Genomic DNA, 15,902 nt, shown 5'->3' with positions numbered 1-15,902 from the left:
TTGTTATTGTGGTCAAGAATGAAACAGGCTTCATTTAACAACAAACGCAACTTGGACGATAGGTTTAGACGATAGCTCGACCGCTAACCTGCCGCGCGAAAAGTCAGGTTGATACGTACATCGCCGGTCAACGGGTGCTGGCCCGGCTTGAGCGGCAGGATGCCATGGTAGCGCAACCTGGCCGGGCCGCCCCAGACCACGACATCGCCATGATGGAGCTCGGTGCGCAACACCGGGTCGCTTCGCCGCAGGCCTCCGAACAAGAAGGTGGCCTCCAGGCCGAGAGACACCGATACGATAGGCTGCGAGAAATCCTGCTCGTCTTTGTCCTGGTGCAGACTGAGCTTGGCACCCGCCTCGTAGCGGTTGATCAGGCAGGCATCCGGCACGAACTGGTCGAACCCGGCAGTAGCGGCGGCGGATTGGGCCAGCGCGGTAAAGGATGGCGGCATCTCCGGCCATGGCCTGCCGGACAAGGGGTCATGGGCGGCATACCGGTACCCGGCACGGTCAGACACCCAGCCCAATGGGCCGCAATTGCTCATGGCAACCGACATGGCCAAGCCGCCAGGCGTCTGCATATGTCGCCATGGCGCTTGGGCCAATACGGTTTGCAAGTCATGCAAGAGCTGCTGATCCTGCTTGCCGGCAAAACCGCGCAGGATATAGGCGCCAGGGACAAATGCCGCTAGAGTCGATGCCTCGTTGAACAGGTCACCGTGCATCGCGTTTATGCCTGACGCCCGTTGGCTTGTCTTCTGACTTCATTGGGGTCATTGGCTCCATCCTGACCAGTTTTGTCTTTACATGTCATGCAATCAGTCTAGCAAAACTCAACAGGTATGGGCTGGGTGTTTCTTGCGATTGAATTTATCGCCATCTGTCTGACGAAGCGCGTTATGCTGCCATTCTCCCCGGAAACTTGAGAGCACTTGATATCCATGCAATCCCCTTCAGAAGCCAGCCTGTTCCTGGCATCGATCGATCCCGACTGGGCCAGGCTGGTGGAAACGATAGGCCCCAGGCCCGACATCGCCCCCGACACGCAGGAGCCCTATGAGGCGCTGCTCAGGGCGGTAGCCTACCAGCAACTGCATGGCAAGGCTGCCGCCGCGATCCTCGGCAGGCTGCTGGAGTTGCATGGCGGACAATTCCCCGCACCTGCCGCATTGCTGGCCACCGATGTCGCGCAATTGCGTGCCTGCGGGTTTTCCGGGCGCAAGATCGCATATATCACCGGCCTGGCTGAGGCATCGCTCGCGGGGAGCATCCCGGACCATGCGACCGCGCTGGCAATGGAGGACGAGGCATTGATCGCCCAACTCACCGCATTGCCGGGAATCGGGCGCTGGACGGTGGAAATGATGCTCATGCACACCTTGAGGCGCGCCGACATCCTGCCTGTCGACGACCTCGGCGTACGCGAGGGATTCCGCCGCATGAAGGGGCTGAGCACGACGCCCACCCCACGCAGCCTGCGGGACATCGGATTGGCGTGGAGCCCTCACCGCAGCAGCGCCGCCTGGTATCTGTGGCGCGTGCCCAGGAACTATCCTGCGCTATAAGCTGGATAAGTTTTACAGCAGGGCTATAAGTGCCGCTTCGCTAAATTCACGCTAGGCACTTGGCGCAACAAGGCCAGCAATCTCGTCAACTGGTCTAGGTCTGCAATCTCGATGGAAAAACTCATCCTGGCCTGGTTATTGCGGCTTTGCGTCTTGACCTGCGTCACATTCACCCGCTCGCGCGCAAACAGGTCGCTGATGTCGCGCAACAGGCCTTGGCGGTCATAGGCCTCGATATCGATATCCACGCCGGCAAGCTTTTCCTGGCGGTTGCCCCATTGCGTTGCCAGCAGCCGGCCGTGTTTTTCCTCAGGCAAGCGCTTGATGAACGGGCAGGCCTGGCGATGGATGGTCACGCCCCGTCCCCGCGTCACATAGCCGATAATCGCATCAGGCGGTGCTGGCTTGCAGCACTTTGCTATATAAGTCATCAGGTTGCCGACGCCTTCTACCAAAACACCTGAAGAATCGGTATCGCTTTCCGACTTGAGCAGGAACGGCACGTCCTGCTCAGACTTGGCCGGTAGCTCGCTTTGTACGGCCTGGGTGATCTGGTGCTCGCCGACTTCCCCGCGCCCGATCGCCGCCAGCAGCTCTTCCAGCTTGGGAAAATGCAGCTTCTGGGAAATTTTTTCCAGGTTGATATCGACCGCGCCCAGGCGATGCAGCTCCTTGTCCAGCCGTAGACGGCCCTGGGCGGCATCCTCCTCGAAGTTCTGGTAGCGGAACCAGTGCCGTACCTTGGCGCGGGCGCGCGAGCTTTGCAGGTAGCCTAAATTAGGGTTCAGCCAGTCCCGGCTCGGCGCACCCTGCTTTGCCGCGAGGATTTCGACGCGCTGGCCGTTCTGCAGCTTGTAGTTGAGCGGCACGATGCTGCCGTCCACCTTGGCGCCGCGCGTGCGGTGCCCGAGGTCGGTATGCAGGATATAGGCGAAATCCACCGGCGTCGCGCCGCGCGGCAAGTCGACGACCTTACCCTGCGGGGTAAGCACGTAGACCTTGTCCTGGAACAGCTCGTTCTTGAACTGGCCGATGGCGCCACCGTCGTCCGACACGTCCTGTTTCCATTCGAGGATCTGCCGCAGCCAGACGATCTTGTCGTCAAACTTGCTGTCGGCCTTTCCCCCTTCCTTGTAGCGCCAGTGCGCCGCCACGCCCAGCTCGGAGTGGTGATGCATTTCATGGGTGCGGATCTGGATTTCCAGCGGCAGGTTGCGCGGCCCGATCACCACGGTGTGCAGCGAGCGGTAGTTGTTGCTCTTGGGACGCGCGATGTAGTCGTCGAACTCCTTGGGGATCGGCTGCCAGAGATTGTGGATCAAGCCGAGCGCGGCGTAGCAATCCTTGATATCGTCGACCAGGATGCGCACCGCGCGTACGTCATAAAGCTCGTTGAAGGAAAGCTGCTTGCGCCGCATCTTGTTGACGATGCTGTAGATATGCTTGGGGCGCCCCATCATTTCCGCCTGGATGCCCGCGGACTGCAATTGCTGCTGCAATACATCCAATACCTCCTTGATATATTGCTCGCGCCCGACGCGCTTCTCCGCCAGCAGCTTGGCGACTTCCTTATATAGCTTGGGCTCGAGGAAGCGCAGGGACAGGTCTTCCAGCTCCCACTTGATATGCCAGATGCCCAGGCGGTTGGCCAATGGCGCGAAAACCGTCTTCGCCTCGTGGGCGATGCGCTGCTGCTCTTCTTCAGGCGCGCCTGCGAGGCTGCGCAGGGTTTCCACCCGGTCGGCGAGCTTGATCAGGACGACGCGGATATCCTCGACCATGGCGAGCAGCATCTTGCGCAGGCTTTCGACCTGCGCCTGCTGCGCCTCACCGTCCTTCTTGCGGTCCTTGGCATGGCCGATGTCAGGCCGGCTGAAGCCCTGTATCTGCTCCATGCGCGCAATACCCTCGACCAGCGCCACGATCTGCGGGGAGAACGCTTCCTGCAGCTTCGCCTTCCACTCGGGCAGGTGCTCCGGGCAGGCATGGAGAATGGTCGCGGCAATGGTTTCGGCATCCATGCCCATGCCGGCCAGGATGGAAGCCACCCCCAGCACGTGGTGCAGGACCGGCACGGCCGTGATTTCATGGTGGCCGGCATAGCGTGGCGCGGCAAAATCCGCGCTTTTGCGGATGAGCGCGACTTCTTCGGGAATAAATTGCTTGTCCAGCGACGCGAGCCAGGACTCGACATCGAGCATCCCTTGCTCGCTGGCTTGAGAGAGGAGATCAGGAACAAAAACCATGATGCATTATGTCATCAATTTGCCATCGTTGTATTCGACACTGCCTTTTACAACAGTTTTCCCCGGGAGTTCCCAACCCCTCCGAGAGCCGCTTCCAGCCTTGCTGAAAATATGATCAGCCTGGGCTTGCGCTGCCCCCACAAGCACTTAGCGCCGCAATCCTGATAGCACCCACAATTTTATCCACAGAATATGTGCATGAAACGGTGCAATCGAACGATGCGGGCACTTTTTGGCCCGGTGGCGGTCTAGATGGACTGGCAACACCCAATAAATGAATAACCATATGAGGAAGGCTAACATGATGAAACGTACTCTTGCCGCGCTGACCATGATCGGTGCTTTTTCTGCACAGGCCTATGCCGCTGAAGACGTGTCCAAGCTTGATCCCCAACCCGGGCAGTGGAGCACGGTGATCGCGATTTTCGATCACCTGGAGAACCACTACCTGTTGAAGACTTCCGTCCATGACGATATCGAGTCCTGTTCCGCCCGCCTGCAAAACACCGCGGAACAGATCAAGAAAGCCGGGAATGTGGTGTACACCGCGCCGCGCAACACCAAGGTGAGCTTCACCAAGGAAGAAGGCGTGGAAAACGAATCCAAGGTACTGGAAATCCGCTGCGTGCTCGAACCGTTCCGCCCCGAGCGCGTGTAACCGTACGCGTTTGCTTAATCACAATGGCGCCACTCCTGGCGCCGTTTTCATTTGGGCTGCGTTAGTTTTTCCGACAGGCGTTTCAGATAACAACGGAACCCTGCTTCATGCCATGCGCTGCATACTGTCAACCTCATCATTCAGTAACGACCAGCCATGCATAAAGTCCTCATTTTCGCGATTGCCGCCGTTCTCATCTACATCCTGGTCTATTGGGTCGTGGAAATCGTCGAGCTGTCAGGGCATGCCTGACCTGCCCACGCGGCTTACCAAAACCGCGCTCCCGGAGTAAAGTAACGCTACCTTCATTCCCGAGGAGCCCGGCCATGCCGTTACAGTCCCATCAAACCGCCCTCGCCGCCCTGGCGCTGCTGATGCTCAACGGCTGCGTCCATGCAGGCAAGCTCGACGAGAAAGTCCCCTATCCCAAGGCTGAAGCGGGCTATCAACGCTATGTCATCCAGTTGCCGGCATTGGCCGAAGAGCACGATGTCAAATTGGAACTGCAAGTCGGCAAAACCATGCAGGTAGACTGCAACCGCCATAGCTTTGGCGCAACCCTCGTCGAGCATACCGTGCAGGGATGGGGTTACCCCTATTACGAAGTGGATAGCATCAACGGCCCGGTTTCCACCCGGATGGCCTGTCCGCCCGGCACCGAGGCCTCGAAATTCGTCGCTGCCAACGGCAACGGCTTCGTCGTGCGCTACAACAGCAAGCTGCCTGTCGTGGTATATATCCCGGCAGGTTTTGAATTGAGGTACCGTACCTGGCAGCCCTCGCAGGAATTCAAGACTGTCGCACCGGAATGACCTATTCCCGGTCGTTCCTCCCAACCGCCTAAGCCAGGCTGATCTGTAACATTCTGTTACCGCCAGGCGACAGTTGTAACAAATTATTTCAGCTGCCATCCAAGCCCTGCCCATCGAAGTGGAAATTGTCCTTATTTGATGTGGGCCTAATTCGTTTAATCGTATAAAATATAAGGTTGGTAAGGGGATCAACCCAGGAGTCGGGGACTGATCGTCAGGGGCAGCAACTCCTCCCCTTCCAGGATTGCTTACTTAATCACGGTTTGATGGTGGCAATTGAATGACCAGCCTGGAGTGTCGCTTACAAGCAACACTTCAAGATATCGGCGGCTTACCAGCCGATGATAGGTATCCTTAGGCGGTAAGCAACAACACCGTCCATGGATGTATGGCAGTGGTTTTATACGTCTTTTACATGTTGAGATGCTGAAATGATAAAAAAGCGATATCCCAGACTTTTCAGTCTATTGTCTTCTCTAGGTGTCACGTTGTTGCTAAGCGGTTGCGACTTTGTGCTGTTCGATCCCAAAGGCCAGATAGGAGTTGAAGAAAAATCCCTTATCATTACCGCGATATTACTGATGCTGATTGTCGTGGTCCCGGTCATCATCATGACGATCGTATTTGCCTGGCGCTATCGCGCTTCCAACACCAAAGCCACCTACGCCCCAGACTGGGCGCACTCCAATAAGATCGAAGCAGTTGTCTGGACTATCCCCGTCCTCATCATCCTGGTTCTCGGCACCATCACCTGGAAAACCACCCACTCCCTGGACCCGCGCCAGCCCATCGATTCCGAGCATCCCCACCTGACGGTCCAAGTCGTATCGCTGGACTGGAAATGGCTGTTCATCTATCCGGAACAAGGCATCGCCACGGTGAACGAACTGGCCTTCCCTGCCAATGTGCCGGTGCGCTTTGAAGTGACTTCCGGGTCCGTCATGAACTCCTTCTTCATCCCGCAGCTGGGCAGCCAGATCTACGCCATGGCCGGCATGAAGAACACCTTGCACCTGATCGCCAACGAAGAAGGCGTCTACCACGGCTTATCCGCAAACTACAGCGGCCACGGCTTCTCGGGCATGAAATTCAATGCCAACGTGACCTCTCAGGAAAAATTCGATGAATGGGTACAGCAAGTCAAGCAATCCAGCGCTGCGCTCGATGCTGACAAGTACACCGCTCTTGAAAAAGCTTCCTTCAACAATCCGATTGAGCGTTTCTCCACCGTAACGCCTGATCTCTATGACGGAATTGTCGCGAAGTACACACATTCTTCTGGTTCGAATGCGCACTCACTCTCGGAGGGCAAGGAGTAAAAATGTTTGGCAAATTAACCCTGGAAGCGGTTCCCTACCACGAACCGATTATCATGATCACGCTGGCAGTCGTCGGCGTGCTGGGCATAGGCATTGCCGCCGCCCTCACCCACTTCAAGAAATGGAAATGGCTCTGGTCGGAATGGCTGACGTCTGTCGACCACAAGAAGATCGGCGTCATGTACATCGCCGTCGCCCTCATCATGCTGCTGCGCGGCTTTGCCGACGCCATCATGATGCGCGGCCAGCTGGCAGTCGCCTCGGCCGGCGCTGAAGGCTTCCTGCCTCCGCACCACTACGACCAGATTTTCACCGCCCACGGCGTCATCATGATTTTCTTCATGGCCATGCCGTTCATGGTCGGCCTCATGAATATCGTCGTACCGCTGCAAATCGGTGCGCGCGACGTCGCCTACCCTTTCCTCAACTCGCTGAGCTTCTGGCTGTTCGTGGTCGGTGTCGCGCTGATCAACATTTCGCTCGGCGTCGGCGAGTTCGCTCAGACCGGCTGGCTGGCATACCCTCCGCTTTCCGGCATTGAATACAGCCCAGGCGTAGGCGTCGACTACTGGATCTGGAGCTTGCAGATTTCCGGGCTGGGGACCTTGCTTACCGGGGTCAACTTCTTCGTGACCATCATGAAGATGCGCGCGCCCGGCATGACGCTGATGAAGATGCCCGTGTTTACCTGGACAGCGCTCTGCACCAACATCCTGATCCTGGCGGCTTTCCCTGTCCTGACGGCGACCATTGCATTGCTGACCCTGGACCGCTACCTGGGCACCCACTTCTTCACCAACGAGCTCGGCGGCAACCAGATGATGTACGTCAACCTCATCTGGATCTGGGGCCATCCTGAAGTGTACATCCTGATCCTGCCAGCCTTCGGCATCTTCTCCGAAGTCGTTGCGACCTTTACCAAGAAGAAGCTGTTCGGCTACACCTCCCTGGTATGGGCGACCGCGGTGATCACCATCCTGTCGTTCATCGTCTGGCTGCACCACTTCTTCACGATGGGCGCAGGCGCCAACGTCAACGCGTTCTTCGGCATTGCGACGATGATCATCTCGATCCCGACCGGCGTGAAGATCTTCAACTGGCTGTTCACGATGTACCGCGGCCGCATTGAGTTCTCCACCCCGATCATCTGGACCATCGGCTTCCTGATCACCTTCACCATCGGCGGCATGACCGGCGTATTGCTGGCAGTGCCTGGTGCCGACTTCGTGCTGCACAACAGCCTGTTCCTGATCGCCCACTTCCATAACGTCATTATCGGCGGCGTGGTGTTCGGCTACCTGGCTGGTTTCGTCTACTGGTTCCCCAAGGCGTTCGGCTTCAAGCTGAATGAAAAGCTGGGCCGTATCGCTGCCTACCTGTGGATCAGCGGCTTCTTCCTGGCTTTCATCCCGCTGTACATGCTGGGCTTCATGGGCATGACACGCCGCCTCAACAACTATGACAATCCGGCATGGACGCCGTTGCTGTACGTTGCCCTGGTAGGCGCGTTCGTTATCGGCGCGGCTATCCTGGTGCAACTGCTCCAGCTGTATGTCAGCATCCGCGACCGCAAGCAGAACCTCGACCTGACTGGCGATCCATGGGGCGGCCGCACGCTGGAATGGTCCACTTCCTCTCCTCCTCCTTTCTATAACTTCGCCCATGTACCTGTGGTCAAGAACCTGGATGCGTGGTGGGATATGAAGCAGGACGGCAGCGCCAACAAGGCGCCTGCCAAGTACGAGAAGATCCACATGCCCAAGAATGCTTCCGAAGGCGTGATCATCAGCGCGTTCAGCCTGGTGTTCGGCTTTGCCTTCATCTGGCACATCTGGTGGCTGGTGATCCTCAGCACCATCGCCATGCTGGTGACCGTGATCGCGCGTAGCTACAACGAGGATATCGACTACTACGTGCCGGTCGAGGAAGTCACGGCAGTTGAAAACAAGCACCTTCAAGTTAAACAAGCGAGTCAGGCGTAACCATGTCTAGTCAAACTTTGCATACACAACACGCGCATGCCGATGAGCATGCGCACCACCACGACGCCGGCGCCACGAAGATATTCGGGTTCTGGATTTACCTGATGACGGACTTGATATTGTTCGCGACCCTGTTCGCGACCTATGCGGTCCTGAGCCACAGCTTTGCCGGCGGCCCCACCGGCAAGGATATCTTCGAGCTCGACTACGTGCTGGGCGAAACCTTCCTTCTGCTGTTCAGCAGCATCACCTACGGCTTTGCCATGATTGCCCAGCACAAGGGCAACAAGCAGGCCGTGCTGAACTGGCTCGCCGTCACCTTCCTGTTCGGCCTGGGCTTCATCGTGATGGAAGTCAACGAGTTCCATCACCTGATTCATGAAGGTTTCGGTCCCGACCGCAGCGCCTTCCTGTCCGCGTTCTTCACGCTGGTCGGCACCCACGGCCTGCACGTGACTTGCGGCCTGATCTGGATGGCAGTGCTGATGGCGCAAGTCTGGAGCAAGGGCCTGACCGACACCAACAATACCCGCCTGATGTGCCTGAGCCTGTTCTGGCACTTCCTGGACATTGTCTGGATCTGCGTATTTACTGTTGTTTATCTGATGGGAGTGCTGTAAATGTCACACGGGCACGTTGAGCGCGCTGGCGCAGGCCACGGCAGCGTCAAGTCTTACCTGATTGGCTTTATTCTTTCTGTGATCCTGACGGTGATTCCGTTCGGGCTGTTGATGTTCCCCAACGAGCTGTCCTCGTCCACAGTCCTCGCCACCATCCTGGTGTTCGCCGTGGTACAGATCGTGGTGCACCTTGTGTACTTCCTGCACATGAACACCTCGTCGGAACAGAGCTGGAACGTGACGGCCTTCATCTTCACCGTGATCATTCTCGCGATCGTGGTAGTAGGCTCGCTGTGGGTCATGTTCCACCTGAACCACAACATGTTGAGGCATTAAAAGCCAGATTGATGAAGCAATACCTACTCATCACTAAGCCAGGCATTATCTTCGGCAACCTGATCTCGGTTGCCGGAGGCTTCTTCCTGGCTTCTAGGGGCGAGATCGATTTCGCCCTGTTCCTGGCGACCGCCATCGGCATCTCGCTGGTGATTGCCTCTGGCTGTGTCCTCAACAATTACATCGACCGCGACATCGACAGCAAGATGGAACGCACGCGCAACCGCGTGCTGGTGCGTGGCCTCATTCCAGCCAGGAACGCCGTGATCTACGGCTGCCTGCTGGGGATTGTAGGGATCGCCCTGCTCTACGCCACCACCAATATGCTGACCGTCTGGCTGTCCCTGTTCGGGTTTGCGATCTATGTGGGGGCGTACAGCCTCTACCTGAAGCGCAACTCGGTCTATGGCACATTGATCGGCAGCCTGTCCGGTGCCGCGCCTCCGGTGATCGGCTACTGTGCAGTCAGCAACGAGTTCGACATGGGGGCCGTGATCCTGCTCGTGATCTTCAGCCTTTGGCAAATGCCGCACTCCTACGCCATCGCGATTTTCCGGCTCAAGGACTATACGGCAGCAGCCATCCCTGTGCTGCCGGTGAAAAAAGGCATCCTCGCTACCAAGAAGCACATCGTGCTTTATATCGTGGCCTTCGTGATCGCAACCATCATGCTGACCTTCAGCGGCTATACCGGTAACCACTACCTGGTAGTGGCCGGCGTCATCAGTATTTATTGGCTGGGTCTGGCACTGGCCGGCTACAAGACGAACAACGACCAGATCTGGGCAAAAAAACTGTTCATGTTCTCGATCGTGACCATCACGGCCTTGAGCGTCATGATGTCGATCGACTTCAAGGAGCCGCGCAAGGATGGCGTCTGGGTCGCGGCCCGCACGCCGTCGGCTGCCGAGCATCAGGTCAAGGTAGATTAGGATTAGACAGGGATCAAGGTCTATTTGATCAAATAAAAAGCCGTCGCATGCGACGGCTTTTTATTTGCCTGTTTCTCAGTTTATGCATATTGCTCCATGGAGGTCCCCACCACTACGCGCGCAGTCTCGGCCTCGGCTTCTGTCTTGGCATATGCCACCAGGACGGCATGGCCCTTCTCTACTGCATTCGCTAGCAACTCAGCGTAACGTCGATCCTGGCTGGAAATCCCTTTACCTGCCCCGATGAAGCCGCCAACGGCCGCCCCCCATCCCACCATGAATAGAGGGCCCACCAGCGGACTGGCTACAAACAGGCTGACATTGGCTGCCACGATGGCTAATTGCCCGAGGGCGCCTACCCCGGCACCCACCGCGGTACCGATTGCGCTATCCACGACGACATTCTTCAGCGTTTCCTTGTCGTCCTCATCCTGCTCAATATGGTCGGTGCGTCCGATTGCGATTTGCACCTGCTCCTGGCTAAAGCCTTGGTCGATTAACGCTTGGGCTGCCTTCTGGGCATCATCCACGGTCGGGTAAATGCCGGTCACGCTATCCAGATAATCCGCCATTGTTCTTCCTTTTCTAGGTGAATTGCAAATAATGAAAGCCTTTAACGCGGGCTCACGGCTCCGCGGTTGATTTGTTCGGCATCGGGGTCGATCGCGGGCGCATCGCTTGGCTTACGCTTATTAGGCAGCGACTTTGGCGCAGGAGTTTTTTGCTCGGCATCGGAGCGGACAGGACGCTGCAACTTATCCCTGGTAGGGTCCGAATTATGGGTCGGCGGGGGCTGGACTTCAGAATCCCGTTTGCCCGGGGTAAGCGGGTCATCCAAGTCCAGCTCGACGCTGTAAGCATGGCAAGCCAGCATTGCAAACAGGCTGCCCAGGGCTATTGCGGTAAATTGGCGCATGGTATTCTCCATGGATTGTGTGCTTTACTTGATGCCGGATACCCTTAGCATAAAGATGAACGACTCCCTACCCTATCAGCCTATTCCGAAATGCCCGTCAGACAGGGCTGACGCTTGCTTATGATCAACACTAGCCCTGACAGTCCGCATCATCGCCCGCAAACCGTATTGCTCGTGGTCGCCGTTATCCTGGTCGGCATCAACCTGCGGCCGGCATTCTCCAGCGTTTCCCCGTTGCTGGCTCACATCAGCCTGAGCCTGGGCCTGAGCGGCAGTGCCGCCGGCATGCTGACGACGCTGCCCGTGGCTTTTCTCGGGCTGTTCGCCCCTTTCGCTGCCTGGCTGGCAAAACGCTACGGGGCAGAAAGGCTGGTCATACCGCTGCTGCTGGCATTGGCGGCCGGCCTTGCCTTGCGTGGCGTATGGAATACCGCCAGCCTCTTCCTCGGCACCGGCCTCGCAGGCATGAGCATCGGTTTGCTGGGCATATTGCTGCCCAGCGTGATCAAGCGTGAGTTTCCGCGCCACCCCGACCTCATGACCGGGGTCTACACCATGGCCTTGTGCCTGGGCACGGCGCTGGCAGCGGGATTCTCCGTGCCTTTGCTCGAAGCTTTGGGCAGCCTGCCATTGGCGCTCGCCTTCTGGTCGCTGCCCGCAGGACTGGCCGCCTTGTCGTGGTGGCCGCTCCGTCGCTTGGCAGGCAGCCCCTCCGCCGTCGCGGATCGCCGCCGCAACCCGCATTTATTGCGTGATCCCCTTGCCTGGCAAGTGACATTGTTCATGGCTACGCAAAGCGCGTTGGCCTATTGCGTGTTCGGCTGGCTGCCTACCATATTGCAGGCCCGCGGCGTCCCTGCCGTGCAGTCCGGCTTGTTTCTTTCCGGTTCCGTGATGGTGCAGGTCATCTCGGCCTTGTTGGTTCCGTGGTTATCTTCGCTCATGCGGGACCAGAAACTCGTCAACGGCATCATGTTCGCCTTGATCTATACCGGCTTGATGGGCGCGATATATGCGCCTGTTGGCTATATGTGGTGGTGGATGGTATTGCTGGGGCTGGGCCAAGGCGGAGGTTTTGCCATGGCACTGACCATGATTGTGTTGCGCACCCGCAATCCGGTACAGGCTGCGCAGCTTTCCGCCATGTCGCAAGGGCTGGGCTATATCCTGGCCTCCCTGGGTCCCTTGTTGCTGGGGATCATTCATGAGGCAAGCGGCAATTGGGATAAAGCGGGCTGGCTCATCACTGCCGTCACGCTCGCAGGCCTGTACCATGGCAGGAAAGCCGGCGCGAAGCGTTTTGTGCTGGAATAAACCGGTAACAACTGAAAAGATTAAAGGGAAGCTATGCTTCCCTTTAATTTTAAGTCATCAAATTTGACTCATCAGCGCTGACGCGCCTTGAAGCGCGGATTGCTTTTGCAGATCACGAATATCTTGCCATGGCGGCGCACGACCTTGCAGTCGCGGTGGCGCGTCTTGGCGGATTTGAGTGACGACAGGATTTTCATAACAAGCTCCTCATTCAGAACCTGCCGGATTATCCTCGCTTCCCGCCAAAATTGCAACAATGTTGCAGTTTTAGCTTGCACTACCCTAGCTGATAATGCTTACGCAGAGCCTGCTTGACGCTCCAGGTGCAGGAGAGGCCGGCAGGGAAAGTGACCAGATCGCCCTTGCCGAAATTGACCGGCTCGCCGCCGCCGTCAGGGGTGATTGTGACCTCGCCCTCCAGGATATAGGCGATTTCCTGTTCGCCGAAACTCCAAGGAAATACCGAGACCTCCTTGGCCCAGGTCGGCCAGCGGGAGACGCCAAGCTCGTTCAGCCGTTCAGCGCTGGGATTATGCTCTACCTTGATCGCACTACTCATCATTGCCTCCTTAAAAATCACACTAACGATTGCCGCCTGCTGCCGAGAGCGGCGGTTCCTGCATCAATGCCACCTGCTCCCGCAGTTCCAGGATACGGTCCTGCCAATACTGTTGGGTATTGAACCAGGTAAACGTCATCGGAAATGCCGGATCGTCCCAGCGCTTTGCCAGCCATGCGGAATAATGGATCAGGCGTAAGGTACGTAGCGCCTCGACCAAGTGTAACTCTGCCGGGTTGAAATCATAGAAGCATTCGTAGCCCTCGAGCAGTTCGCCAAGCTGCAGGCTCATTTCGGCATGCGATCCGGAAAGCAGCATCCATAAGTCCTGAACGGCCGGCCCTGTCCTGCTGTCGTCAAAATCCACGAAATGCGGCCCGTCATCCGTCCACAACATATTGCTCAAATGGCAATCGCCATGCAAGCGCAGCGATGCCACGTTTCCTGCCCGCTGATAACAGGACCTCGCTCCCTCCAGCGCCTGTTCCACCACGCTGCGGTATGCGGGAAGTATGTCCGCGGGAATGAAATTGTTGGCCATCAACCAAGCGGCAGGCTCTTCGCCAAAACTCCTGATATCGATGGCGGGCCGGTGCTGGAATGTTGTCTGCGCCCCTATCGCATGGATACGGCCGAGGAAACGCCCTATCCATTCCAGGCGCCCTGGCTGGTCCAGTTCTGGGATGCGCCCGCCGCGCCGGGGAAAGACCGCGAAATGGAAGCCTTGGTAATGCTGCAATGTTCTGCCTGCCAACGCAAGCGGCGCTACTACCGGTATTTCTTCCTCTGCGAGCTCCAATGAAAACGCATGCTCCTCCAGTATCTGCGCTTCGCTCCAGCGTCCGGGGCGGTAGAACTTGGCGACCACCGGCGCCTGGTCCTCGACCCCGACTTGGTAAACACGGTTTTCATAGCTGTTCAAAGCCAGCAGGCGCCCGTCTCCCAGAATGCCGACGCTGCTCATGGCGTCAAGAATCAGGTCTGGGGTCAGGGTGGAAAACGGCGTCATTGTCATCGGAAAAGCTTTATAGGATTAAGGTGAGATTCGAGAAACCGGCGTGATTGCATATTCAGCGCCTGGTTTATCGCGCGGGATAGCTTATCACGCTATCGCTGAATCAAGCATCCACTTGCCGCCATACCCTACCTACAACGCGAATGCACGAATTTGGGGCAATAAATCATCAGCATATGAATTATTTTGGTGCATTTTTACCTTCAATAAGAGAAAATGCACTACTTTTGATCATGCTCATGGAGATAAGAGGGAATGAAGTATCAATCGGCACATGATTTCCTAGCCGTTGTCGCACAAAAAAATCCCGGTCAGCCGGAATACCTGCAGGCAGTCACTGAAGTAGTGGAAAGCCTGTGGCCGTTCATCAGCGCCAATCCGCGTTACGCTGAACACGGCGTCCTGGACCGGCTGGTAGAGCCGGAGCGTGCCATTCTGTTCCGCGTATCCTGGGTGGATGACAAGGGCGAGGTCCAGGTCAACCGCGGTTACCGCATCCAGCACAATGGCGCCATCGGCCCATACAAGGGCGGCTTGCGTTTCCACCCTTCCGTGAACTTGTCCATCCTGAAATTCCTCGCTTTCGAGCAGACCTTCAAGAACGCATTGACCACATTGCCCATGGGCGGCGGCAAGGGCGGCTCCGATTTCGACCCCAAAGGCAAGAGCAATGGCGAGATCATGCGCTTCTGCCAGGCGTTTGCCAGCGAGTTGTTCCGGCATGTAGGTTCCGACACCGACGTCCCTGCCGGCGATATCGGCGTGGGAGCGCGCGAGATCGGCTTCATGGCCGGCATGATCAAGAAACTCACCAACCGTGCCGACTGCGTGCTGACCGGCAAGGGCCTGAGCTACGGCGGATCGCTGATCCGTCCCGAAGCCACTGGCTACGGCACCGTCTATTTCGCCGAAGAGATGCTGCGCCATAGCGGCCGCACCATTGCGGGCCTGCGCGTCGCCGTTTCCGGCTCCGGCAACGTGGCCCAATACGCGATTGAAAAGGCCCTGGCGCTGGGCGCCAAGGTGATTACAGCCTCCGACTCCAGCGGCACGGTGATTGATGAAGCCGGTTTCACCACCGAAAAGCTGCAAGTCCTCATGCAGGTCAAGAATGTCGAGTATGGCCGCATCAAGGACTATGCCGAGCGTGTCGGCGCACGTTTCGTCCCCGGCGCCTCCCCATGGAGCGTCAAAGCCGATGTCGCATTGCCATGCGCTACACAGAACGAACTGACCAAGGATGACGCGGCCACCCTGGTTGCAAATGGTGTGCTGTGCGTAGCCGAAGGCGCCAACATGCCATGTACCGCTGAAGCCATGAAGCTGTTCGACGAGCACCGCGTCCTGTACGCGCCGGGCAAGGCGACCAACGCCGGCGGCGTGGCGACATCAGGCCTCGAGATGACGCAGAACGCCATGCGCCTGTCTTGGACGCGTGAGGAAGTCGATGCGCGCCTGTTCGACATCATGAAGGGCATCCACGATGCCTGCGTGCAATACGGCGCCCGTGAAGACGGCAGCGTGAACTATGTCGACGGCGCGAACATTGCCGGCTTCGTCAAGGTGGCCGACGCCATGCTGGCGCAAGGCGTGATCTAGGTTCCTGTCCGCTTCACAAAAAGAGCACC

Annotated in this window: 17 protein-coding genes; 10 read left to right on the top strand and 7 right to left on the bottom strand. The window is 57.6% G+C overall.

The window, feature by feature from the left end; all coding sequences use genetic code 11:
• Nucleotides 1-83: 83 nt before the first annotated feature.
• Entirely contained in the window at nt 84-725 is a 642-nt protein-coding gene (alkB, locus tag ACWXTG_RS02510) for a DNA oxidative demethylase AlkB (RefSeq protein WP_480220576.1), read from the bottom strand.
• Nucleotides 726-941: 216 nt separating this feature from the next.
• On the opposite strand from alkB, the gene ACWXTG_RS02505 reads away from it, so the two are divergent.
• A complete protein-coding gene (locus ACWXTG_RS02505; protein ID WP_480220575.1) occupies nt 942-1,565 on the top strand; it encodes a DNA-3-methyladenine glycosylase family protein in 624 nt (207 codons plus the stop codon).
• A gap of 23 nt (nt 1,566-1,588) precedes the next feature.
• Here the strand turns inward: ACWXTG_RS02505 and ACWXTG_RS02500 are convergent, their stop codons facing one another.
• Nucleotides 1,589-3,811 carry a RelA/SpoT family protein gene (locus ACWXTG_RS02500; RefSeq protein ID WP_480220574.1) on the bottom strand — a complete coding sequence of 741 codons (2,223 nt, stop codon included), beginning with the start codon at nt 3,809-3,811 and terminating at the stop codon, nt 1,589-1,591.
• A gap of 301 nt (nt 3,812-4,112) precedes the next feature.
• Here ACWXTG_RS02500 and ACWXTG_RS02495 point away from each other — a divergent pair, with 301 nt between their 5' ends.
• The 7 genes from ACWXTG_RS02495 (at nt 4,113) to cyoE (ending at nt 10,470) form a co-directional block, all read left to right on the top strand.
• Nucleotides 4,113-4,469, top strand: a complete 357-nt coding sequence (locus tag ACWXTG_RS02495; protein WP_309565087.1) for a hypothetical protein — start codon at nt 4,113-4,115, stop codon at nt 4,467-4,469.
• A 326-nt stretch (nt 4,470-4,795) separates the two neighbouring features.
• A complete protein-coding gene (gene eco / locus ACWXTG_RS02490) occupies nt 4,796-5,281 on the top strand; it encodes a serine protease inhibitor ecotin (protein WP_480220573.1) in 486 nt (161 codons plus the stop codon).
• Between the two features lie 431 nt (nt 5,282-5,712).
• Nucleotides 5,713-6,600: a ubiquinol oxidase subunit II gene (gene cyoA, locus ACWXTG_RS02485; protein ID WP_309565085.1), complete on the top strand. Its 888-nt coding sequence runs from the start codon at nt 5,713-5,715 to the stop codon at nt 6,598-6,600.
• 2 nt (nt 6,601-6,602) lie between these two features.
• The gene (cyoB, locus tag ACWXTG_RS02480) at nt 6,603-8,582 is read left to right on the top strand and encodes a cytochrome o ubiquinol oxidase subunit I (protein ID WP_480220572.1); all 1,980 of its coding nucleotides are present in this window, start codon (nt 6,603-6,605) and stop codon (nt 8,580-8,582) included.
• A 2-nt stretch (nt 8,583-8,584) separates the two neighbouring features.
• Nucleotides 8,585-9,202: a cytochrome o ubiquinol oxidase subunit III gene (locus ACWXTG_RS02475; protein WP_309565083.1), complete on the top strand. Its 618-nt coding sequence runs from the start codon at nt 8,585-8,587 to the stop codon at nt 9,200-9,202.
• Nucleotides 9,203-9,538, top strand: a complete 336-nt coding sequence (locus tag ACWXTG_RS02470) for a cytochrome o ubiquinol oxidase subunit IV (protein ID WP_309565082.1) — start codon at nt 9,203-9,205, stop codon at nt 9,536-9,538.
• A gap of 11 nt (nt 9,539-9,549) precedes the next feature.
• Nucleotides 9,550-10,470: a heme o synthase gene (gene cyoE, locus ACWXTG_RS02465; protein ID WP_480220571.1), complete on the top strand. Its 921-nt coding sequence runs from the start codon at nt 9,550-9,552 to the stop codon at nt 10,468-10,470.
• Between the two features lie 80 nt (nt 10,471-10,550).
• On the opposite strand, the gene ACWXTG_RS02460 is transcribed toward cyoE, so the two are convergent.
• Nucleotides 10,551-11,042 carry a hypothetical protein gene (locus ACWXTG_RS02460; RefSeq protein ID WP_480220570.1) on the bottom strand — a complete coding sequence of 164 codons (492 nt, stop codon included), beginning with the start codon at nt 11,040-11,042 and terminating at the stop codon, nt 10,551-10,553.
• Between the two features lie 41 nt (nt 11,043-11,083).
• Nucleotides 11,084-11,386, bottom strand: coding sequence for a hypothetical protein (locus ACWXTG_RS02455; protein WP_480220569.1), 303 nt, complete (start codon nt 11,384-11,386; stop codon nt 11,084-11,086).
• 120 nt (nt 11,387-11,506) lie between these two features.
• Between ACWXTG_RS02455 and ACWXTG_RS02450 the strand changes: the two genes are divergently transcribed.
• A complete protein-coding gene (locus ACWXTG_RS02450) occupies nt 11,507-12,700 on the top strand; it encodes a CynX/NimT family MFS transporter (protein ID WP_480220568.1) in 1,194 nt (397 codons plus the stop codon).
• Nucleotides 12,701-12,771: 71 nt separating this feature from the next.
• On the opposite strand, the gene ykgO is transcribed toward ACWXTG_RS02450, so the two are convergent.
• The 3 genes from ykgO to ACWXTG_RS02435 form a co-directional block, all read right to left on the bottom strand.
• Entirely contained in the window at nt 12,772-12,897 is a 126-nt protein-coding gene (gene ykgO, locus ACWXTG_RS02445) for a type B 50S ribosomal protein L36 (protein WP_011479510.1), read from the bottom strand.
• An 80-nt stretch (nt 12,898-12,977) separates the two neighbouring features.
• The gene (locus tag ACWXTG_RS02440; protein WP_480220567.1) at nt 12,978-13,262 is read right to left on the bottom strand and encodes a cupin domain-containing protein; all 285 of its coding nucleotides are present in this window, start codon (nt 13,260-13,262) and stop codon (nt 12,978-12,980) included.
• A gap of 19 nt (nt 13,263-13,281) precedes the next feature.
• Nucleotides 13,282-14,274: a serine/threonine protein kinase gene (locus ACWXTG_RS02435; protein ID WP_480220566.1), complete on the bottom strand. Its 993-nt coding sequence runs from the start codon at nt 14,272-14,274 to the stop codon at nt 13,282-13,284.
• Nucleotides 14,275-14,529: 255 nt separating this feature from the next.
• Between ACWXTG_RS02435 and gdhA the strand changes: the two genes are divergently transcribed.
• Nucleotides 14,530-15,873, top strand: coding sequence for an NADP-specific glutamate dehydrogenase (gdhA, locus tag ACWXTG_RS02430; RefSeq protein WP_407996480.1), 1,344 nt, complete (start codon nt 14,530-14,532; stop codon nt 15,871-15,873).
• Nucleotides 15,874-15,902 lie beyond the last annotated feature (29 nt).

This window comes from Methylobacillus sp. DLP286 (genome assembly GCF_056636515.1).
The sequence above is the reverse complement of the archived record's forward strand: the minus strand, read 5'-3'. Positions and strand labels throughout refer to the sequence as shown.